This window comes from Deltaproteobacteria bacterium RIFCSPHIGHO2_02_FULL_44_16 (assembly GCA_001798185.1).
GTDB lineage: Bacteria > UBA10199 > UBA10199 > 2-02-FULL-44-16 > 2-02-FULL-44-16 > 2-02-FULL-44-16.
On record MGRM01000012.1, the window covers coordinates 132,720 to 154,391 of the forward strand.

The 21,672-nt window shown below is 44.2% G+C and carries 22 protein-coding genes; 6 read left to right on the forward strand and 16 right to left on the reverse strand.

Annotated elements, in window-relative coordinates; genetic code table 11:
- The first annotated feature begins 2 nt into the window (after nt 1-2).
- Together A3C46_09400 and A3C46_09405 are read left to right on the forward strand one after the other, a co-directional pair.
- Nucleotides 3-449 (forward strand): hypothetical protein, encoded by a 447-nt coding sequence (locus tag A3C46_09400; protein ID OGQ22480.1) that lies wholly within the window; start codon nt 3-5, stop codon nt 447-449.
- Between the two features lie 10 nt (nt 450-459).
- On the forward strand, nt 460-1,236 hold the full coding sequence (locus A3C46_09405; GenBank protein ID OGQ22481.1) for a hypothetical protein: 777 nt from the start codon (nt 460-462) through the stop codon (nt 1,234-1,236).
- 63 nt (nt 1,237-1,299) lie between these two features.
- Here the strand turns inward: A3C46_09405 and A3C46_09410 are convergent, their stop codons facing one another.
- The 11 genes from A3C46_09410 to A3C46_09460 all read right to left on the reverse strand — a co-directional run bounded on the left by A3C46_09410 (nt 1,300) and on the right by A3C46_09460 (nt 12,610).
- Nucleotides 1,300-2,583: a hypothetical protein gene (locus tag A3C46_09410; protein OGQ22482.1), complete on the reverse strand. Its 1,284-nt coding sequence runs from the start codon at nt 2,581-2,583 to the stop codon at nt 1,300-1,302.
- A gap of 1 nt (nt 2,584) precedes the next feature.
- A complete protein-coding gene (locus A3C46_09415; protein OGQ22483.1) occupies nt 2,585-3,040 on the reverse strand; it encodes a hypothetical protein in 456 nt (151 codons plus the stop codon).
- Complete coding sequence (locus tag A3C46_09420) at nt 3,000-3,182, reverse strand: hypothetical protein (GenBank protein ID OGQ22484.1); 183 nt, start codon at nt 3,180-3,182, stop codon at nt 3,000-3,002. The genes A3C46_09415 and A3C46_09420 overlap by 41 nt, the downstream gene beginning before the upstream one ends.
- A 39-nt stretch (nt 3,183-3,221) precedes the next feature.
- Nucleotides 3,222-4,406, reverse strand: a complete 1,185-nt coding sequence (locus A3C46_09425) for a hypothetical protein (protein ID OGQ22485.1) — start codon at nt 4,404-4,406, stop codon at nt 3,222-3,224.
- Nucleotides 4,407-4,580: 174 nt separating this feature from the next.
- Nucleotides 4,581-5,174 (reverse strand): hypothetical protein, encoded by a 594-nt coding sequence (locus A3C46_09430; protein OGQ22486.1) that lies wholly within the window; start codon nt 5,172-5,174, stop codon nt 4,581-4,583.
- A gap of 30 nt (nt 5,175-5,204) precedes the next feature.
- The gene (locus A3C46_09435; GenBank protein OGQ22487.1) at nt 5,205-6,236 is read right to left on the reverse strand and encodes a hypothetical protein; all 1,032 of its coding nucleotides are present in this window, start codon (nt 6,234-6,236) and stop codon (nt 5,205-5,207) included.
- 73 nt (nt 6,237-6,309) lie between these two features.
- Complete coding sequence (locus A3C46_09440) at nt 6,310-7,695, reverse strand: amidophosphoribosyltransferase (GenBank protein OGQ22488.1); 1,386 nt, start codon at nt 7,693-7,695, stop codon at nt 6,310-6,312.
- A gap of 209 nt (nt 7,696-7,904) precedes the next feature.
- Nucleotides 7,905-10,118 carry a phosphoribosylformylglycinamidine synthase II gene (locus tag A3C46_09445; protein ID OGQ22489.1) on the reverse strand — a complete coding sequence of 738 codons (2,214 nt, stop codon included), beginning with the start codon at nt 10,116-10,118 and terminating at the stop codon, nt 7,905-7,907.
- Nucleotides 10,097-10,795, reverse strand: a complete 699-nt coding sequence (locus A3C46_09450; GenBank protein ID OGQ22490.1) for a phosphoribosylformylglycinamidine synthase I — start codon at nt 10,793-10,795, stop codon at nt 10,097-10,099. The genes A3C46_09445 and A3C46_09450 overlap by 22 nt, the downstream gene beginning before the upstream one ends.
- A gap of 162 nt (nt 10,796-10,957) precedes the next feature.
- Nucleotides 10,958-11,200 (reverse strand): phosphoribosylformylglycinamidine synthase, encoded by a 243-nt coding sequence (locus A3C46_09455; GenBank protein ID OGQ22491.1) that lies wholly within the window; start codon nt 11,198-11,200, stop codon nt 10,958-10,960.
- A gap of 114 nt (nt 11,201-11,314) precedes the next feature.
- On the reverse strand, nt 11,315-12,610 hold the full coding sequence (locus A3C46_09460) for an adenylosuccinate lyase (GenBank protein OGQ22492.1): 1,296 nt from the start codon (nt 12,608-12,610) through the stop codon (nt 11,315-11,317).
- A 147-nt stretch (nt 12,611-12,757) separates the two neighbouring features.
- On the opposite strand from A3C46_09460, the gene A3C46_09465 reads away from it, so the two are divergent.
- Nucleotides 12,758-13,564, forward strand: coding sequence for a hypothetical protein (locus tag A3C46_09465; GenBank protein ID OGQ22493.1), 807 nt, complete (start codon nt 12,758-12,760; stop codon nt 13,562-13,564).
- Here A3C46_09465 and A3C46_09470 read toward each other — a convergent pair whose 3' ends face one another.
- The gene (locus A3C46_09470; protein ID OGQ22494.1) at nt 13,565-14,287 is read right to left on the reverse strand and encodes a hypothetical protein; all 723 of its coding nucleotides are present in this window, start codon (nt 14,285-14,287) and stop codon (nt 13,565-13,567) included.
- Nucleotides 14,288-14,386: 99 nt separating this feature from the next.
- Here A3C46_09470 and A3C46_09475 point away from each other — a divergent pair, with 99 nt between their 5' ends.
- Nucleotides 14,387-14,797: a hypothetical protein gene (locus A3C46_09475; GenBank protein OGQ22495.1), complete on the forward strand. Its 411-nt coding sequence runs from the start codon at nt 14,387-14,389 to the stop codon at nt 14,795-14,797.
- 11 nt (nt 14,798-14,808) lie between these two features.
- Here A3C46_09475 and A3C46_09480 read toward each other — a convergent pair whose 3' ends face one another.
- A complete protein-coding gene (locus tag A3C46_09480; protein ID OGQ22496.1) occupies nt 14,809-15,942 on the reverse strand; it encodes a hypothetical protein in 1,134 nt (377 codons plus the stop codon).
- Nucleotides 15,943-16,070: 128 nt separating this feature from the next.
- Nucleotides 16,071-17,198, reverse strand: coding sequence for a hypothetical protein (locus A3C46_09485; GenBank protein ID OGQ22497.1), 1,128 nt, complete (start codon nt 17,196-17,198; stop codon nt 16,071-16,073).
- Nucleotides 17,199-17,358: 160 nt separating this feature from the next.
- On the opposite strand from A3C46_09485, the gene A3C46_09490 reads away from it, so the two are divergent.
- On the forward strand, nt 17,359-18,624 hold the full coding sequence (locus tag A3C46_09490; protein OGQ22498.1) for a hypothetical protein: 1,266 nt from the start codon (nt 17,359-17,361) through the stop codon (nt 18,622-18,624).
- Here A3C46_09490 and A3C46_09495 read toward each other — a convergent pair.
- Together A3C46_09495 and A3C46_09500 are read right to left on the reverse strand one after the other, a co-directional pair.
- Nucleotides 18,605-19,654 carry a hypothetical protein gene (locus A3C46_09495; GenBank protein ID OGQ22499.1) on the reverse strand — a complete coding sequence of 350 codons (1,050 nt, stop codon included), beginning with the start codon at nt 19,652-19,654 and terminating at the stop codon, nt 18,605-18,607. The genes A3C46_09490 and A3C46_09495 overlap by 20 nt on opposite strands.
- Before the next feature lie 2 nt (nt 19,655-19,656).
- Nucleotides 19,657-20,487 carry a purine-nucleoside phosphorylase gene (locus A3C46_09500; GenBank protein OGQ22500.1) on the reverse strand — a complete coding sequence of 277 codons (831 nt, stop codon included), beginning with the start codon at nt 20,485-20,487 and terminating at the stop codon, nt 19,657-19,659.
- 221 nt (nt 20,488-20,708) lie between these two features.
- Here A3C46_09500 and A3C46_09505 point away from each other — a divergent pair, with 221 nt between their 5' ends.
- A complete protein-coding gene (locus A3C46_09505) occupies nt 20,709-21,590 on the forward strand; it encodes a deoxyribose-phosphate aldolase (protein OGQ22501.1) in 882 nt (293 codons plus the stop codon).
- Nucleotides 21,591-21,672: the final 82 nt, after the last annotated feature.

The following is a 21,672-nucleotide window of genomic DNA, read 5'->3' on the forward strand; positions in this document are numbered from 1 at the left end:
ATATGAAAGATGCGGGATTGACACGACAAGAGCGGTCACTCAGAGCCTGGATGAAACTTTGGACCGTGCTGTTTCTTTTAGCCGCAGCGGTTGTCGCTTTTTTCCCTGATTGGATTTTGACGTATATCACCAACATCGGTCACACCCTTCTCGGATGGAGAGGTCCTCGTCCTTCTCTGACACAACATTCTTTCTGGCTCGTCCTTGCCGTGAGTCTTATGCTCACCCAGGCATACCTTTGTTTTCTTGTCGCCTACGATCCTGTTCGAAATGCATCTTTTTCCAAAATCATTATCTTTGCCAAAGCATGTTCCACGATTGCCTATGTCATCTCTTACTTTTTTATGGATCCTTATTTCATCTATGTGACAGGCGCCGTCATTGACGGCATTATTTTTTTCGCCATGCTCATGACGTATCGATTATCTGTTGTGAGCCGACCCGATTAACTGAAACCTCATGATTCACGATCCTTTTGATTTTGTTGATGAAGGTCTTCTCCAGAAACTTCGTCCCGTTTTTCAATTTCTTTATTCACAATATTTTCGCGTCACGGTCACCGGAGAAAAAAACATCCCTCAAAAAGGAAAAGTGCTTCTCGTCGCCAATCATTCAGGCATGCTTCCGTATGATGGCGCCATGGTACATCTCGCAGTTTTTAATACTTCTGGTGGAAAAAGAAGAGTTCGATTTTTAGTGGATGATTTTGTTTTTCATCTTCCCTTTTTGGGTGACTTCATTCAGCGCATTGGCGGAGTACGTGCGTCTCACGAAAATGCCACAACGCTTTTGTGTGCTGGAGAATGTGTCGCTATTTTCCCCGAAGGGGTCAAAGGAGTCGGGAAGCTTTACGATGATCGGTATCAACTCGACCAGTTTGGACATGGCGGTTTTGTCAAACTCGCCATGCGTACGAAAACAACCATTATTCCGACAACGATTGTGGGAGCAGAAGAGATTCATCCGATTCTCTACAAAGAAGAACTTCTCGCGCAACCGCTTGGAATTCCTTATATTCCGATTACACCGACGTTTCCGTGGCTTGGCCCTTTAGGTCTCATTCCTCTTCCGAGTAAATGGCACATTCATTTTGGAAAGCCGATCAGCTTTACGAAGGAAAAAAAATCAGACGCCGAAAATGAAAAACTCGTCGAAAAAAAATCGGAAGATATTCGCAAAACGATTCAAACCACAATCCATCGCCTTCTCAAAAAACGAAAATCGATTTGGTATTAATACACTTTTTGTTTTGTTGAATCGTAGGGGCGAACGGCGTTCGCCCGGGCGTGCCACTCGCCCCTACGATTCAATTAAAATTTGTCTCGTTAATCGTTTGGAAAGTTCCACACCCGGCTGATCAAAAGGATTGATCTGCATTAAGGCTCCCATCAGAACTGTTGCTATTTCATACGTCATTAAAAGCGAACCGACCGATTGTTCATGAAGTTTTGATAAGGTGATGGTGAAATTCGGACGATGCGCTTGCGCAAGCGCTCGCATGGTTCCCTGTTGCCCTGCTTGTACAATACGATCAAAACTTTTTCCTTCTAAAAAAGCAAACGCCTCGGGCACATTGTGAAGACGGGTTTTTTCAGGCGCAGTACGATATGACTGAACGTTCAAAAAAGTAATGAGTTTATCATTTGGACCTTCCATATACAGTTGAAGCTGAGAATGTTGGTCTGTCACGCCGAGAGCTTTGACTGGCGTCATCCCTCTTCCGTTTTTTCCTAAACTTTCAGCCCACAGTTGCGCATACCATTCTGAAAAATCTCGAAGTGAATCGGTATAAGGCATCATCACAGAAATTGTTTTTTTCTTTTTTGTTGCCATCAAAAAATGAAAAGCGGCAATGCGTGTTGCCGTTTCAAGAGATGTTAACGTCGCTCCTTGCAAAAGACCTTCAATATCGATCCCAACGCAGGCAGCAGGAAAGAGTCCAACTGGAGAAAGCACGGAAAAGCGTCCACCTAAAGATGGAGGAATTACAAATGAAGTGATTCTCTCTGTTTCAGAAAACGCACGGAGTGCCCCTTTTTCAGGATCGGTCGTAATAATGAGATGGTCTTTCCATTTTTTACCAATACTTTTTTGAAGCCACTCAATGATGAAAAAAAATTGAGCCATGGTTTCAAGTGTTGTCCCTGATTTGGAAATGACATTAAAACAAGTTTTTTCTAAATCCAAATACTCGAAGAGAAGAGAAAAGGTATCGGGATCAAGCGTGTCACACACAAAAAGTCGTGGCTTCCCTTGTCGTTGCTTTTTGTCGAGGAGATTATGAAAAGGATGAAGCAACGAATGCGCAATGCATCGCAAACCGAGCGCTGAACCACCGATGCCAAGAACAACCAGATTTTCAAACTGTCTCTGAATACGTGAAGCTTGCTTTGGAATATCTTCGTAAAGATGAGAAAGATTTGGAAGATCAAGAAAGATGGCATCTTTATTTTTATGCCAGGTGGTCAGTTGAGCGCTCGCTCCTTTGAGTTGGGGCTCAAGCAGGGCCAAATCTTGTGAAGTAATTCCGTGCTCTTCACCAATCACTTCACTCATACAATTATTGAAATCACACTGGAGCATGTTATTTTTTTTGTTTCTCTTTTTGACGCTTGATTTCTCGAAGATATCGAAGATCTTCTTTATCTTTCGGTCGTCCAGCTGCTTTTTTCATTTTGATGAGATCATCAAGGGAAGCAAAAAATGTTGGTACGCCTTCGTACTCACCTGGAACTTTGTTCTGCAATGCTGATTTCGTTTCTATTCCGGCTGCAAAGGGGTGAATATCTGTTTCAATCCAGTATTGGCGAAAAAGAATTTTTCGGGTTTGAAAATCCTGTACACTTGCATCTGCCGTGTCATAACCAAACATTTCCAGAGCGCTTTTAACACGGAGAATATTTTCTTCTTCTGGGTCAACGAGTATATCGATATCTTCCGTTGCCCGAACAAAACCGTGCGCTGCACATGCCTGAGCACCGATGATCGCATAATGAACTCTATTTTCGTTTAAGAATTTGATAAGGTTTTCGATCTTCATATTTCTTTGCAAGTTTCAACATACGTTGTGAGAGTTCAAGAAGTTTGCGAATACGCTGGGCTTGCGTAAAAGTGAGACTGCACTTGACATCAAACTCAAGTTCTTTTTTTGGATCATCTTTTTCAAGTTTAAGCATCGCCATGCATATAAACTAGCATAGCTTCAGAAGTGGCACAAGTTCTCAAAGGGCGAGTTCACCGCGCATGACGACAATGACATCAGCACCACCTAAGAACTGATCAAAGAGTTCGTTGCCAGTGGGATGCGAAGAAAGCGTTGTCTCCAAATGAAGAGCGATTTCACCGTGATCATAAGGTTCAATGGTTTTCAATGTAAGTTTCTCAATCACGATATCGACAATGGCCGCCATTCCCACCGTAACCTGATCGACCGGCACTTCACCAAGCACCACGCGAATACGAAACGCAACATTGGAAAGTTCCAAACGCGAACCATCGAACGTTCCTTCAGCCACTTCTCCTGGCGCTCCTGAAATAATAAGTGTCGCCGTAACACCTGACGGAAGTTGAGAAATTTCCTGACTTCGCAAATACATCACGACCGGTGGAAACTCGTCCATACGAAGCGTTGCAGCAGTTCCAGAAATCGAAAGACGAACAGGACCGGTCAGTTCCAAATCTTTTGGGCCGTCGGGAATCAGTCCCGGAATATCGAGCGCAAATCCACCCGTGTAACATGCCGTCCCATCACCTGGACTGCATTCACCAGGAACGACACCACTCTCTTCTTCTCCTCGCGGCCCTGGAAGGGCCTTCCCGACAAGCTGCACAAAAACAATCCCCTCGCGCGGAAAATCGTACACCAATTGCACAATCGCCCTCTGCAGGGCTCCGCCCTTTTCTATGCCTTCGTTTGTTGCTTCCTCGAGAGGCTGAGGTTGCCATCTTTCCGGAACACCTGTTTCCCAACCACCGTAATTTGCGAGTGACGTTTCTAAATTAAGAGGAGAATAGGTGAATTGTAATTTCAGAATACTTCCCGGTGGAACAACAATATCTTGAGGAGAAACAATTTGATCTCCAACCATAATGGAGTCGAGATGAAAATGACCTGCGGCATTACTGACCGCATCAAATTTCACGAGCCGGAGATGCTGCTCTTCTGTGGTACTCGGATTTCCAATCGTGATCGTTGTTTTTTTGGATTCCGTAATACGTGTTTCACCGAATTCCTGCAGACGCATATCCGCAAACTGCCCACCACTGCCGCTGCAAGAATTTAAGACCAGAGGGCAAAGAACAAAAACGAGAGAGTAGAAAGTTAAGCACCAAACTGGTGAAGATTTTTGAGAAATGTGAGCCAGTTTGGTTTCCTTGAAACTAAAAAATGTTGAGTTCATGGTCATAGGCCTAATCTTTGAGTCAAGTCTTGCCAAGACACACTGCATCAGCTGCACTGTGTCACTTATCGCTGGATTTTATGAAAGGTTGCGGCTTTTTACCTGTTCCATAATATGCGGGGCGTCGGTGAGGGGGCACGTTATGAATTGGTGTAAGGGCCGAGAAGGGATTTATTAACCTCAAACTCTCATAGCATCGTAAAGCGCATTTTTTTCAGCAGAAGTTAGCTTTCTTCCGAGATCATATAGGGTATATTGATATCCGTTATCGCTCAATTGTTGAACCCAGCCTGCTTTAAGGATACCTACGAAAATTCTGGATGGTAGCTCATGCACACAGGTTGAAGTTGAAACAAGAACTGCGTCTTTGATGCCCAGCATCTTGCTCGCATCTACAGTGAGCCATGAGGGAGTAATGACCTGTGTTGGCTTCCGTATTGCTGACATACTTTTAGTAGCTTGTTCACGAAGTCTTTCATGGAGTTGTCCGCTTGTTTCACCCGGTTTCTGTAATATTTGTTGTGTTCTTGTAAAAATTAACCTTTCAAACTGAAGTGGTCTTATATTTTTGTCCACCGGAAAACCTGATCGAAAAACACCGTTTGAGTCCCATCCAGTGGGTAAATGTTCTAAATTTGGTTGTGGGGGCGAGGAGGCTCCAGCATCTCCATCAAAATGCGGAGGGATGCTCGTTGAAGCATCGGGCTGACCTGCGCCTTTGATAGCTGGTTTTCCCGGGTCTACTAGTGGCGGTCCTGCCATAAAACCTCCCATTTAGGGCCTGTTTCCTTTAAAGAGGAGGATTTAAAGCGATGCGACGCGCGTGTTAACAGGACCTTCCGAAAGATCGGGAAGCTCGCCCCTTTGATCGAGAGCATCGAGAGTCTCAGCTATGTCCATCGCGATGGCATCGAGAATGCTGTGATCTTCAATGGTAGTAACCCACCTTCCATTCTCAATCCATTCTGTGTCCTTATGGAGACGTTCATGCGCAAAGACTCGCCAGATGTGCTTGCTGATCCAACGAGGGTCACGAGGATCTCGTCCCATTCGCTTGATCGCGGCAGTGAAAAATTCATGAGGTTCATGAAGAGCATTGATGAATTCAGTATCGACAAAGATTGCCGTTTTTCCCTCACCAATCGAAACGGTCGAGGCCAAGATATGCTGATTTGGGTGTTGTGGGTCCTTCGGGAAAGCATCATTTATTCGCCCTTTGACAACCACATATCTCTGATCCGTGCTCACCATTCGTCGATACAGGTTGCTCCACTCATTATCCGTAAGACCCGTCTCTCTGCCCGAGAGCTTTATTTCTGAGGCGATAAAATCGTGTATATACTTTGCGACCTCGGGCACAGTGAAGAGACGAGAGACAATTCTATTTCTCCGCATCAGCCAACGATGCTCCGAAGGCGTAGGATCTCGATATGAAATCACTTGTCCTTCAGCCACAAGGCTATAGGGATAAACTTCTGCAGATTCTGCTAATGCTTGAGTTTGATTCGACAATGATACTGCGCTGCCTGTTTCAATGATGGGTTGACTTTGAGTTGGTTCTGGTTGAACGGGATCTGTTTTGACTGGTTTTTTCTCAGAAAAAAAGATCCTCTGACCTACAGATATAAGATTGGGATTGAAGATCGTATTGATCGCCGTGAGACGTTGAACTTCACCCCAAATCTGTTTTGCCGTAAAAGTGGTTGAATCGGTGGTCTCTTGAAGATGTTTTTTAGCAATACCCCAAAGGGTATCGCCCCTATCGACATCTTTATAGGAACCTTCTTTTGTTTCTGCCCTCTTTGGACGGCAGGGGGAAAGGCCTTTGATCGCCATAAGGTCGCTCCGTTAATTCCCACTCCCCCGACATCTCGTATGGATTATCGGCCGATGGCCCCAAAAGGTTGCGTCAATTTTTACTTTTTACCTGTTCCATAATATGCGGGGCGTCGGTGAGGGGGACGGGATAGTTTCCGGTAAAGCAGGCATCGCAAAACCATTCGCGCGATTCGAGCTTGTTGAACCAATAGAGCCCTTCGTGGGAAAGATAGCCAAGAGAATCGGCCGTGATAAACGCACGAATCTGTTCGATCGATTGATTCGCTGCAATGAGTTCTTCGCGCGTCGGAAGATCAATACCATAAAAACAGGGCCAGGTAATGGGTGGACTGGAAACACGCATGTGGACTTCTTTGGCTCCTGCAGCGCGAATCATCTTGATGATTTTCATCGATGTGGTTCCACGAACAATCGAATCATCCACAACCACAACACGTTTTCCTTGAAGCACTTCTTTGACTGGATTGAGTTTTACGCGAACACCAAAATGACGAATCTCATTTTTCGGTTCAATAAACGTTCGACCGACATAATGATTTCGAATCAGTCCCATTTCATACGGAAGACCGGATTCCTGCGCATACCCAATCGCCGCAGGGACACCTGAGTCCGGAACGGGAATCACGACATCGGCATCGACCGGATGTTCACGCGCCAGTTGCTGACCAAATCCTTTTCGAATCGGATAAACATCGCGACCAAAAATGTGACTGTCAGGTCGCGCGAAATAGATGTACTCAAAAATACAGTGCGCTTTTTTTGGTTCTGAAGGAAATGGTTTGAACGACTGCAGCCCTTTTTTATCAAAGGTGACGATTTCTCCTGGCTCCACTTCGCGTAAGAATGTTGCATCCATCAGATCGAGCGCACACGGTTCAGAAACAACGACAAAGGCATCAGCCAGTTTTCCAATCACCAGCGGACGAAAACCTCGAGGATCACGAGCAGCAATGAGCATATCCTTTGAAAGAAAAACCAGGGAGTAGGCCCCTTCTACTTTTATGAGTGAACGCGCAATGCGATCAACTAAAGTTCCTTCGCGTTCGCGCGCAATCAGATGCATAATCACTTCAGTATCCATGGTGGACTGAAAAACAGCTCCCTCTTTTTCGAGCATTTCTTTCAAATAGAGTGCATTGGTCAGATTTCCGTTATGGGAAATCGCGAGCGCTTCCCGCGCTCCCCCTGCAGCAAAAGGTTGTGCATTTTCGATCGTTGAAGATCCTGTGGTGGAATATCGCACATGACCAAGCGCAGCATTTCCACGAAGCGAAGCAATCACATCGTTTGTAAAAATATCGAGCGCCTCTCCCATCGCTTTATGTCGATAAAAAGTTTCATTCGAAACAGAAATAATCCCAGCGCTCTCTTGTCCACGATGCTGCTGTGCACAGAGCGCAAGATACGCCAGATTCGCTGCTTCATTATGATTCCAAACTCCAACCACACCGCACATAGAATAAATCCTTTAGTTAGGGTCTGATGTCATCGCGAGCCAAAAGGGCGTGGCGATCTGACCGAAGGTCATCCTGAGGCAAAGCCGAAGGATCTCCCGGAGATCCCTCGCTTTCGCTCGGGACGACACTTTGTGTCGGATTGCTTCGTCGTCCCCCAAGATTCGTGGGGGACTCCTCGCAATGACATACAGATCTTTGCAAACATACCTTAAGAAAACATTTTCCCAAACGCATCTTTCCACACATTATAGAGTTCCACTAAATCCGTATGAATCCATTGATTGATGGAGAGCGAACGACCTCCAACCTGTCCAATCACCGTAGCCTTCACTCCCTCTTCTTTGGCAATCGTTAAAAATGTTTCCACCATATTTGGACTTACCGAAATAACAATTCGCGAAGCAGCTTCACCAAAAAGGATCGCATCCGCTCTTATTTCCTCAGCGATTTCAACCTTTACACCAAGAAGTCCTGTGGGGCGTGCGAACGAACATTCCGCCAAACAGATCGCAAGTCCTCCCTCCGAAACATCATGCGCTGATTTTATAAATCCTCGTTTGATGCCGAGACGACATATTTTCTGCACCCCCACTTCCTGACGCAAATCCAAATGAGGTGGAAGACCTGCGGTCTTTCCATGCATCACGGAGAGATATTCACTCCCTCCAAATTCCGCAGTATTCGCTCCAAAAAGGATAATGATATCTCCTTCATCTTTCCACCAAGGCGTTGCATGTTTTTCAACATCATCCAAAAGACCGACCATCGCAATGGTTGGCGTGGGATTGATCGCTTTTCCTTTGGTCTCATTATAGAGACTGACATTTCCGCTGATCACAGGTGTTTCAAGCGCGCGACACGCATCTGAAATCCCACGCACCGCTTGCTCAAACTGCCACATGATTTCCGGTTTTTCCGGATTTCCAAAATTGAGACAATCGGTAATTGCCAAAGGTGTTGCGCCAACACAGGAAAGATTTCGAGCTGCTTCAGCAACTGCTAACGCCGCGCCGGTGTAAGGGTTCAAAAGACAGTAACGACTGTTACAATCGCTTGTGAGCGCAATCGCTTTTTTTGTTCCCTTGATTCGAATGAGCGCAGCATCAGCTCCGGGACCGATGACGGTGTTCGTCATGACCGTATGATCGTATTGTTCCCAGACCCATCCTTTGTAACTCAGGTTTGGCGAAGAGATGAGTTTTAAGAGTACGTGATTAAAATCACGAGGAACAGGAAGCGCATCGACATCAAGTGTATTGAACATTTTCTGTGTTTCGGGTTCTTTGCGCGGGCGATCATACAGCGGTGCTTCGTCTGAAATGGGTGCAACCGGCATATCGACCACAAGCTTTTCATGATGATAAATCTGCACCCGACCCATATCGGTCACTTCACCCACAACTGCCATATCGATGTCCCACTTTTTGCAAATGGCTTCGACCACTTCTTCTTTTCCTTTTTGCGCGACAAGCAGCATTCGCTCTTGAGATTCAGAAAGCATAATTTCATACGCTGTCATCCCCTCTTCGCGCTGTGGAACATGATCTAAATTCAGTTTCATCCCCATCGCTGCGCGACTTGCCATCTCAAAGGAGGAGCATGTAAGACCTGCTGCTCCCATATCTTGAATTCCGATAATCGCATCGGTCTGCATCAGTTCCAAACAGGCTTCAAGCAAAAGCTTCTCCATAAAGGGATCGCCGACTTGAACTGTCGGACGACTCTCGTCAGTATTTTCATCAAATTCATCAGACGCCATCGTTGCTCCATGGATTCCATCTCGTCCTGTTTTGGAGCCAATATAAATAACGGGATTTCCAAGGCCTGCAGCCTTCCCTTTAAAGATTTTATTCGATGCAAGAAGACCGACGGTAAAAGCATTCACCAAAATATTTTGATCGTAACACTCATCAAACGAAACTTCTCCACCCACAGTGGGGATCCCCATTGTGTTTCCATAACCGCCAATGCCTGCAACCACACCCTTTACGAGCTGTTTGGTTTTGGGATGATCAGGTTTTCCAAAACGAAGACTGTTAAGATTTGCAATCGGGCGAGCCCCCATCGTGAAGATATCGCGCAAGATTCCACCAACACCGGTCGCAGCCCCCTGATACGGTTCTATATATGAAGGATGATTGTGACTCTCCATCTTGAAACAGACAGCGAGTCCATCTCCGATATCAACAATCCCAGCGTTCTCTCCAGGACCTTGCAGGACACGAGGACCACTTGTCGGAAATTTTTTTAAGTGTATGCGCGAACTTTTATACGAACAATGTTCAGACCACATGACCGAACAGATACCGAGTTCAGTAAAATTCGGTTCGCGTCCGAGAAGCGAGCAGAGATGCGCATACTCTTCTGGTGTCAGACCATGCTGATCAATAAGCTCAGGTGTTATCTGTGTTGCTTGTTCCATTGTAAAAGCGACTCCCAAATTTTAAATCCATCTCTATTCCCTAACATTTCTTCTGAGCATCGCTCAGGATGCGGCATCAAACCAAAAACATTCTTGGTTTCATTACAAATCCCTGCAATTGATTCCACAGAACCATTCGGATTCGCATCATCATCAAGGTCACCGGATGCTGTGGCATAGCGAAGAATAATTTGGTTATTTTGTTTCAGTTTTTCCAAGCCTCGCGGTTCAAGAAAAAAACTTCCATCCATATGCGCAATCGGAATTTTTAAGACTTCATTTCGACGATTGGAAAAAGTAAACGGTGTTTCATTATTTTCAACGCGTACAAAAAGATCCTTACAAATAAATGAAAGAGATTTATTGCGCATGAGCGCACCTGGAAGAAGACGAGCCTCTTGCAAAATTTGAAATCCATTACAGATGCCAAAGACTAAACCACCACTTGCCGCATAATCGCGAACCGATTTCATAATGGGAGCGCATGCCGCCATAGCACCTGAGCGAAGATAGTCGCCATAGGAAAAGCCACCCGGAAGGACTACGCAGTCGACACCTTGAAGATAGGTTTCTTTATGCCACAAAAAAATCGCTTCTTCGCCGAGCACGTTGGTAATCACGTGATGACAGTCGTGATCGCAATTACTTCCTGGAAAAATGACGATACCAAATTTCATATTACTCCAAATTCAAAACGTCTCTCGGAGGCAACCTCTCACTACGGCAAAAATCCTCACACGCCAGATTTTTGCCTGCGCTTCAGCCTGCTGGGTATTGAGGCTTCGTTTCCAGCGTCTGAAGACGCCGCTCGAGGCTCGCCTCCTTCGGCCGTTTTTAAATTAATTCTCAAATTCAACTCGATAACTTTCAATCACGGTGTTTGCTAAAAGTTTTTCACACATCTCTTTAAGTTTGATTTCTGCAGCATCACGATTTGTTTCATTCAGCTTCACTTCAAGATATTTTCCGACTCGAACTCCGGCGACCTCTTTATATCCCATGGAAGAGAGTGCATGTTGTACGGTCTCTCCTTGCGGATCGTGGACACCTTTTTTTAATGTCACATAAATTTTCGCTAACATAATAACTCCTATCCCAAACTGATTTTGTCATCCCTGCGAAGGCAGGGATCCAGAAGCTTGTCCCCACGAAGGTGGGGATTTCACTGGATTCCCGCCTACGCGAGAATGACATAGTTATTCTTTAAACACCCTCTTAAAAATCGTATCAATGTGTTTCAAATATTGTTTCAAATCAAAAATTTCATCGAGCTCTTTTTCAGAAAGATTTTTTTGAATCTGTTTCTCAGCAGCAATGAGATCGTAAAAATGCTTTCCTGTTTTCCATGACTCCATCGCACAAGATTGCACAATTTTATAAGCCTCTTCGCGTGTCATGCCAGCACGCACCAGATCAAGCAACAAACTTTGGGATGCATACAATCCGCGCGATGATTCTAAATTTGCTGCCATGCGTTCTGGAAAGACATCCAAGTTGGCCACAACATTTTTCATACGAGCAAGCATAAAATCGACCAGAATCGTCGCATCTGGAGCTATCACACGTTCGACAGACGAGTGAGAAATATCGCGCTCATGCCAGAGAGCGACATTTTCAAGTGCTGCTTGCGCGTAACTTCTTACAAGCCGTGCAAGTCCCGTCACATTTTCGGAAAGAATGGGATTTCGTTTATGCGGCATGGCGCTCGAACCTTTTTGACCTTTGCCAAAACTCTCGGCAACTTCAAAAACTTCGGTCCGTTGCAAATGACGAATCTCGGTTGAAATTTTTTCAAGTGAGGCTGCAATCCCTGCCAACACAGAAAAGAAAAAGGCGTGACGATCACGTTGAACCACTTGCGTTGAAACCGGCTCAGCTCTGATACCGAGCTCATGACACACTTCTTCTTCGAGATCAGGTGAAAGATGAACAAACGTTCCTACAGCTCCAGAAATTTTCCCAACCGCAATATCATTACACGCAAACGTAAAACGATGTTGGTGACGAAGAAATTCTTCGTACCAAAGTGCACATTTGAGTCCAAACGTAATGGGCTCAGCATGCATGCCGTGTGATCTTCCGATCATCGGAGTGTCTTTATAGGTGTGGGCTTGTATTTTGAGAACAGTTAAAAATTCTGTAATATCGTTCTGAATCAACGCAGATGCTCTTTTGAGTTGAAGCGCAAATGCGGTATCAACTAAATCAGATGAAGTCATTCCCAGGTGAATGAATCGCGAATCGGGTCCTACTTTTTCCGCAACGCTCGTCAAAAAAGCGATCACATCATGTTTCACTTCTTCTTCAATAACAGGAATCCGTTCAAGGTCATAGGATGCTTTTGTTTCGATCACCTTCAAACTTGCAGCAGGAATTTCTCCACGCTTTGCCCAAGCGCGGCAGACTGCAAGTTCGACCTGAAGCCAAAGATCATACTTCGTTTTTTGACTCCAAACACTTCCCATCTCTTTTCTGGTATATCGTTCAATCATGGTTTATCCTTGAAAAACGTAAAGGGCCCAAGGTGATTTAAAACCTAAGGCCCCCCGAACAACCTATTGAAATGAAAGAAGTTAACTGCTATCACCAAGACGTCGATTGTATAGCGGAGCGATCACACACTTGCAAGGCAAACTTTCATGAAACTTTTTTTCTCCATATTATTTTTTTCTTTTTTTCTGACCTTTTCTTCTCCAAGGACATCAGCTCAAACACCTTTGGACAACACAGAAGATATCCTTGAAGAAGAGATTCTTCCATCAGACGACCAAAAGAAACCGGTGAACGAAGATGAAGAGATCGAAGAAGAATTTCAAGAAGATGAGCCTCCGTTGGAAGATGCTCTTCCTGAATCCCCTTCACAGAGATCAGACACAGAAAGCGCAAACAATATTCTTTTGGTCGGCATTGATGGAGTGGTGACGTTAAGTTATGTTTTTGAAAATTCTCCTGAAAGCTTTGAAATTAAATATCGAATTCACCTTAAAGGAGAAACAGCAGCGGATACTGCGGTCATCAATGGCGATGCTGAAATCATTGCTGATGTTCAAGGCATGCTTGCGACGTGGCCCGGGGGTGAATGCAAACTGGAAATCCAAATTCCACAAGTTTCCTTTGAACTCGTGTATAAAAAAACTGGTGAAGAAGCAGCAGTGGTAAATCTTCGCTTTAAGGGAAACATTCTCGAACAGTGGCAATCAAAATGTTCGTTCAAAGATGGTGGACCCAATTTCGAAACTTCCGGTCCACCTGAAAAGTGGCTCACCGAAGCGTTGCAACTTGCCTCCCCTCCGTTGACCTCCATCGCTCTTAAATTTGACGATGATAAATCAGCATCAACCACCTTTCAAATTCGCCAAAAAACTTTTAATGACCCGCCTATCGGGAGCGCTCAGATTGAAGGGACTGGAATCGTAACGGTAAAACCGAAGAATGCGGAAGAATAATTATTTTTCGATATTTTCAAGAGATTCAATTCCATAATTACGAAGTGTAGTTTCAGTGGTAGATCCAATCGCCAAAAATTGAAGCCGACACATTTTTTCCTGAAGACCTCTCTCCAGAATCATCTGCATAAAATGTTTCACTGCTGATGGACTGGCAAAATGAACGACGTCAAGTTTTCCCTCGTCCATAAGATGAATGAACTGCTCGTGATCAAAATCTTTGGGAAAGATGGTTTGATAGGTTTCAACAACATCGACAATCGCACCTCTTTTTTCAAGACCCTGCACAAGCATATCTCTCCCCTCTTTGGCTCGCGGAAAAAGAACACGTTTTCCTTCAAAGGAGTAATTTCGAAGTATTTCCAATAAACCCTCTGCACTTGGAGTTTCCGCAATAATCATATCGTGCACATCGAGGTCATGAAGCAGCTTTGCTGTTTCTGGTCCAACAGCTGCAACGCGACTTGAAAGATCTTTTCCACAAGGGGCATGCGGACGAGAAAAAAAACGCGCAACAGCATTTCCACTGGTGAACAAAATCCAGTGGTATTGGAAAAGAGACGCCAGCGCCTCATCAAGCGTTGCATAATGATCCGAAGGATCTGTAATTTCAATGAAAGGAATATGAAGCACTGATGCTCCTTGGGCTTCAAATTCGCGAATTGTCTTCTCTGCTTGTTCCTGAGGGCGCGTCACCAGAATTGTTTTTCCTTTGAAGTTCAACTAATCTCCTTCCAAATTTCCGCGCAACTGTTTTAGAAGTTCATCGATAAGTACAAAGACATACACCATGCACAAATTCAAGTAACTAAAGGAGGCTTTATGGCAGAAACAATATTACAATTTTCCCCAGCAGTAAAAGCAACCGAAGCAGAAGCAACTCGCTGGGAGCAATCGCCCAGACTTCTACGAACAAGTAATACAGTGGGAGAACCAGATCGATACAGCGCAGATATTCCTTTTCCCAAAAAATTAAGTACTATTCATTGTTGGCGCTCTCCTTCAACAGCGCCTGAGAAAATGAACACCGTTGTATGTAGCATTAGTCCTCAAGATAAAAGTGAAAGCTTACAGCTCAGGTTTGAATATGAGAAAGGTAAAAATTATCCAGTTACCGACAACATTCGTTGGGGTGATTTTGATAATGATGGTGATATTGACCTCGCATTTATGCTCCAAATGCATGACGCTTCCAGACAACTTTACGTATGGCATAACGTCACAAAAAAATAGGGAGTGACAGTTTAACGCGTCGCCAAATAGTGTCCAAGAAGTGGGTCCGAAATACGATAGCCTTTTTCAAGTTCATACTCGATCAGACCTCGATCAAGAAGTTTCTTCATGATTTTTCCAACACTCGATTTTGAAGTGTTGACCAATTTCAAAAACATTTCTGAATGCGGCTCCAAGGTAAAGCGCTGTCTCGCAAGAGCACTCATCACACCACACTCTTTCTCTGTGTAACTCTGAAGCAAATACGCATAGCTCTGTTTGCTTTCGACCATTTTATCCAATTCCTGTTTCAAGTGTCCTATCGTGAATGTCGTTCCTGGAGCAATATTCTCAAGAAGCCATGCTCCAAACTCACAAATAGCATTTGGAACATCGCAAAGAGTTTCGAGGATCCATTCCATTTCTTCTTGATGAAGAAGAATCTTTTTTGGTTTCATTCGCTCGCGGAAATAGACAAGCCAATCTTGAAGAGGAATAGGGCCCAAATGAACTTCATCACCATAGTGAAAAAGAGGAGCATGTGCATCTTGAAACATAAGCGTCAGCAAATGACGCTTTGAACCGAGTATAAAAACCGCAGTATCCCCAAGTTCCTGAAGAAGACTTCGAAAGAGAGCTTCTGCTTCAGGAACAAAAGTAATATCAGGAAACTCATCCAAAATAATCATTGTGGGATATTTACGAGAAAGCTCTTTGACAGTTTCCATAAAGTGCAGCATTTCTCCTTTTGCTTCTTTTGTTTTGGATATGAGTGACAGTGATGGCTGACCCGTTACGGAATCCATTTCTACTTGCAATGAAAGTCCGCGCAGATAATCTCCAACATCTCTCAGAAGCGTTTTCACAGGAAAGCGTTGAGAAAGAGCAAAAGAAACACCGTGGTGAAATCTTTTTGCGATGGATTCAAGACTTTGAACTCCCATCAGATCAAAAAAAAGAACAAGATGACGACGACTTAAGGAAAAAAAGGCAGTTCCAATGACATTTTTCACCAGAGATGTTTTTCCATACCGTCGTGGAGCAAAAACAATGGTGCGTTTTTTAGCTTTCGCTCGCTTGAGCAAATCAGTTTGCTCCAACTTTCTATCGCAAAGATCATCTGTTTCAATAAGGACATCGTATTTAAAATTCTTGTTTGGTTTCATGTTCTTTTTGTAACAAAAAGGAAGCTATTTGTCCACTAAAAGTGGTCCACTTTTAATGGACCACTAAAAGTGGTCCAATTCATCAAGATTTTACAAAGCAACTTTTCTGGTGAATTTCTGAAGAAATATCACCGAAACTTTTTCAGGAAATAAAAAAGCAGAGGATCAGCAATACAGAATCCTTCTTCATTCCTTTCAATCACTGATTTATCAAGAAAGGAAGAAATGGTAAGACTTATAGTTCGCGCCGTAGAATGTATCTCTTTTAAAAAAACCTGGCTCGTAGGATGTTTGATCGGTCCAAATTTTGCCAAAGCAACAAGAATCTCTTCTTCTTTTTCGGAAAAATGTGAAAGCCACTCTTCAAAACGACTTCGACGTTTTTCAAGTACATGATCAATGGATTGGAAAATATCCTGTGGTTCAATCTTTTTTCGTTCGTGGTTTTCACAAAGATCAGCACAAACAATATTGATCGATTCTGGAATACGGAAAAGAGCATCCTGAAGTTCTCGTGCTGTTGGAAAATCGATCTTAAGTTTTCGGAAGTGAAAACGCTCTGAAATATATTGATGATAGACTTCATACGCAATCTTTTCAAATTCAAGATCTTCACCAAATGATGCGAGGGGAGCATTTGGTTTTGCAAAAAGTTGCGAAAGAATATGTTTTTTTGATCCCATCAGAATAAGCGGGATTTTTCGCAATTCCTGAAATGCTTGTCGAAACAGTCCCTGCGCTTCCGGTATAAGAGCAATATCCTGAAATTCATCCAGAACAAGAAGAACTGACATGTTCTTTGAAATTTTTTTATTGATAATAGTAAAGATTTCAAGAAATGAAATTGATTTTTTATCTCGTGAGATTCCAAGTGAAAGCGTTGGCGATCCCGTAAGTGAATCAAAACTCACTTCGGGCCTTAATTGTGACAAAAACTGCTTTGTCAACGCCACAAGATTTTTTGCCGGAAAGGCAGAACTAAAAGCGGATTCAAAACCGATCTGTATTCTTTGATGAATGGATTCAAGACTCTTGACCTCCATTAAATCGACAAAAAGGGCAAAGCTTTTGGAATGTTTTTTTTGAAAATAGGGAATCACAACATTTTTGACAAGAGAGGTTTTTCCAGTATTTCGCGCACCACAAACCACAAATTTCTTCTTTTGGAGCACTCCTTGTTGGAGCATTTTCTTTTCTCTCTCGAGATTACAGATATTTTCTTCATCCAAAAGTGTATCGTAAAAAAACCCTTTCATAGAAACCTCCCCCTTGAAAATTTTATACTGTTAGTATAATACAAAAAGTATAATATCAAGAGTATCTTTGTAGAAAATGGGGTTGCTTCAAGTAAAGATATTCAAAGCAACTTTCTGACGTTAGCGTCGAGACAATAAAAGCAAAACAAAGGAGATTTTTATGCGTGCAATTGGTGACAGCACAATAGTTGTAAGAGGACCTCAGATAGGAGAACATATGATCTTTTTACCTTCTGCGGGACAAAAAGTTTCACAGCACGAGATAACAGCTTCTCTTCGAGAAGCTATTCCAACGCTCAGTACTTCTGAAGCCTTGAGCATTGTAGAAGCAATTGATCATGAAGAAGGAGTTGGCCAAGGCGATGGTTATTTAACGATAAAGAACAATTCATCGATAAACAATTTTCGAAATCTCGTCGAACTTCGACTCTGCACATTCTCCGATGAAGCTTATGATAAAAGAACTTGCCGATGGAGTGATATTTCCGCAGTTGAACAGACTCTACGTCAAAAACTGATTGATCCACATCTCGTCGATGAAGAGCCTCTGACAACTTCTGAGCTTGCTCAAAAAATTGTTCAACGAGCAAAATTTCTTGGCCATGAACCAAAATTACTTGGCAATGAAATAACTCTTCATGAAGCGCATCAAATAGCGGTCGCTGTCCAACAAGAAGAAGATTCCATAGACGGACTCATTACTCCTCGCTCTTCCGATGCAGCGTCCAAAGCACAATTGCGAGATCTCATTACTGCTCGACTTCCAATGTATGCAGGAAATGAAAACATTATTACTGCCCTGTCAGCTGCACTGGATCCTTCTATTGCTTTGTACATCCCCAATGAAAATCAAATTGAAGATTCGGATCTACCACCTCTCTATGTCGGAGCGACAATGGTTATGCCCACCGATACAGAAGGACTTCTGCAACTCATTACAGTACTCCAGGCGCAAGGAGGAAGGACTGCAGCGATTTCCCTGGGAGGGTTAAGATCCATGTTAATCGGAAGCACAGAAGCGCTTGCTCGCGCACCGAGGGAATTTTTTTATGCTCTTGGACAAGCTCTCGTATATGCGCGCAGAATTCATCCTGATCAAGCATTTGCCAGCTTTGTTACAGCAACTTCTTACCGCATCAGCACACTTCTTCCTTCAACATCTTACGGTTCGATAACACAACCGAAACTTTTAGCACGGTTAGTAAGCCTTTCAGCCCTTACTCTTCGTGCGGAAATGACAAATATAATGTTGAGAGGGCAAGCAGTTACACCGATTGTTCTTATCAATGCTCAGCAAGTCAATCAACAAGTGGCAAATAGTACCGGGATACCATTAGCACGCGCTGCGGTTTTGGTCACGGGAGCTTTTATATTCGGCTTTGGAATTGGTGCTACTGTTTGTTATTTCAACAGAGATGACGAATAAGTTTCTCACCAGCTTCTTTCCCAAGTTCTTTTGCTTTCGATTTCTTTCCCTTTTTCTGAACTGAGAAAAATTTTTCCCCTTTGGCACCAGCGAGAAAAGCGTTCAAAAGAATTTCATCTCCTTGCACTCGCGCATAAGCACCAACGGGAGTGTGGCAGTCGCCACCGATGGCTTGAAGTAAAGCTCGTTCGGCTTCGGTTGCAATCCAGGTCTCTTCGTCGTTAAAAAGTTTTTGAAGAACTCTTATCAGTGCTTGATCATTCTCTCGAGTTTCAAGTGCAAGCGTTCCTTGCCCGATGGCCGGAATGAAACGAAAAGTTTCAAGGTATTCAAAATGCACGATATGCTGGCTGCTGTGAAAGTTGTTAAGAATGTCATCGCGAGCCCGAAGGGCGTGGCGATCTCCTGAAAGCACTGTCTGCATGAGATTGCTTCGTCCCCTTCGTTTCTTCTCAGGGTCCTCGCAATGACCTTCAGACTCTAATATTCCAAGCCGCTTGAGTCCTGCTGCCGCAAGAACAATGGCATCAAACTCTCCTGCTTCAAGTTTTTTAAGTCGGGTATCGACATTGCCGCGCATCGGAACAATTTCAAGATCAGGGCGCAGTCGCTGTAACTGAATCCGCCGGCGAGGACTCGATGTTCCGAGCTTCGCTCCCTGAGGCAACATCGGTAGGGGCACACGGCCGTGCGCCCCTACATCAGTAGGGCCACATACTATCACGACATCCCTTGCATCCTCACGCTTAGGTGTGCACGCAATTGTCAGTCCTTTTGGAAGAAATCCGGGAACATCTTTTAAACTATGCACTGCAAGATCAATTTTTTTCTCCAGAAGCGCTTCTTCAAGTTCTTTCACAAAAAGTGCTTTACCACCACTTTCAGCAAGTGATGTTTTGATGCGATCGCCCGTTGTCGTGATTTCTTTGATATCGATTTCAAAACCATTTTGCCGAAGACCGTCTGCGATGATCTTGGTTTGAACGAGAGCAAGCTTAGAGGCTCGCGTGCCGATAATTATTTTCTCCATAGTTATTTTAAAGATGCCACAATTTCTTGTAGTAACCTGACAAGTTTCGGCGACATTGCTTCCATGGCTTGCAAAATATTCGTGTGACTCATGGGACCTTCATGGCGATCAGCAGCCGGATTGGCAATCGCGTTAAAGGTGAGCACACGCATGGCTAAAAATCGCGCTGCGATGACTTCAAACACCGTCGACATCCCAACGGCATCAGCACCGAGTGCGCGAAGCATGCGAATCTCAGCGGGCGTTTCATAATTGGGACCCGAGACCCCAGCAAAGATTCCTTCTTTCAGTGTCATTTTTTCTTTCATCGCAATTTTTTGTGCGAGTTCGCGCAGCGCCGGATCATACGCATCGATCATACTCGTAAACTGATCAAACTGACGCTGGATCGCAATGCCACGTAGCGGATTATCTTCCATGAGATTCAGGTGATCGGTCACCATCATAATGTCGCCAGCTTCGAGTGCAAAATTGATCCCCCCGACTGCATTTGTGGTAATGAGAAATGTAGCTCCTAATTGATTGAAGACAAAATAGGGAAAGACGATTTGTTGTGGAGTATATCCTTCATAATAATGTTGGCGACCCTGCATCGCTATTAGCGGAACTCCTTGATAGGTTCCTATATGCAGCTTTCCTGCATGACCTTCGACACGCGACACCGGGAAGTGCGGAATATCTCCAGCCACAAACGTTGTTTTCTCCGAAAGTCCTTCGATAAAAGGATCAAGGCCTCCTGAAAGAACAACCACCACACGCGGTGTGATTTTTATTCGTTTTTTGAACCATTCTGATGCTTCACGAACATGAGGGAAATAGTCGGTATATTCCATAAGTCCTCCAGTGGAGGGCATCCTGAAGATTCCAGGTGAGAGTGTCAAGATCATGGTTGATTCGCTTATGAAAAAAGATTAAGAACGCAACTTCAAAACTGACAAATGATTCGGGTGGCACCGACGTCGGATCCCAGGGGTGCCCCGCGCAAGCGGGGAGGTGGAACGACGGAGGTGACAGGACCCGTAACAGCAAAATGTTTTGAAGTGAGTTCTTAACGATGATTCATACAACCATTGATCAAGTCGGCATCGAAGAACGGGTAGCGCGGCTCGCCACGCGAAGTATTAAAACATCTGCAAAACTTGCTGGTCTTAAATTGGCGCTCAGCATGATCGATCTCACGACTCTTGAGGGAGCAGACTCTGCCGGAAAAGTCAGAGCTATGTGCACCAAAGCTCGCTATCCTCTTCCCGGAAACTCCGATATCCCCTCTGTCGCTGCGGTGTGTGTCTATCCAAACTTCATTGCCGAAGCCAAACGTCAACTTACGGGAACCGATATTAAAATCGCATCAGTCGCAACTGGGTTTCCATCAGGTCAATATCCTCTTTCTATTAAACTGACTGATGTCCGAAGTGCGGTGCAACTCGGCGCTGATGAAATCGATATGGTGATTGATCGCGGAGCTTTTCTCTCCGGTCACTATCGAAAAGTCGGCGATGAAATTGCGAAAGTCAAAGAGGCCTGCGGTCCTGCTCATCTCAAAGTCATTTTGGAAACAGGCGAACTCGGAACCTATGACAATGTTCGTAAAGCGAGTTGGCTGGCGATGGAAATGGGCGCTGATTTCATTAAAACCTCCACAGGAAAAATTTCTCCTGCAGCAACACGGCCTGTGACGCTTGTGATGCTCGAAGCCATTCGCGATTTTTGGTACGAAACCGGAAAAATGATTGGCATGAAGCCAGCGGGCGGCATTCGCGAAGCAAAAGAGGCACTGCGATATTTGGTCATGGTCAAAGAGACGCTTGGTGATATGTGGCTGAACAAAGACTATTTTCGATTCGGAGCTTCGACACTTACGAATGATTTGCTCATGCAAATTATGAAAGAGATGAAGGGGAATTATCAAGCTGGTGAATATTTCACGATTGATTAACTTTTATAAAGGAAAGGAGGCAAAACAATAATTCTCCGGCGCTGGCATACTGCGCTCCGCTATTTCTCGTGAAAAATTGTTT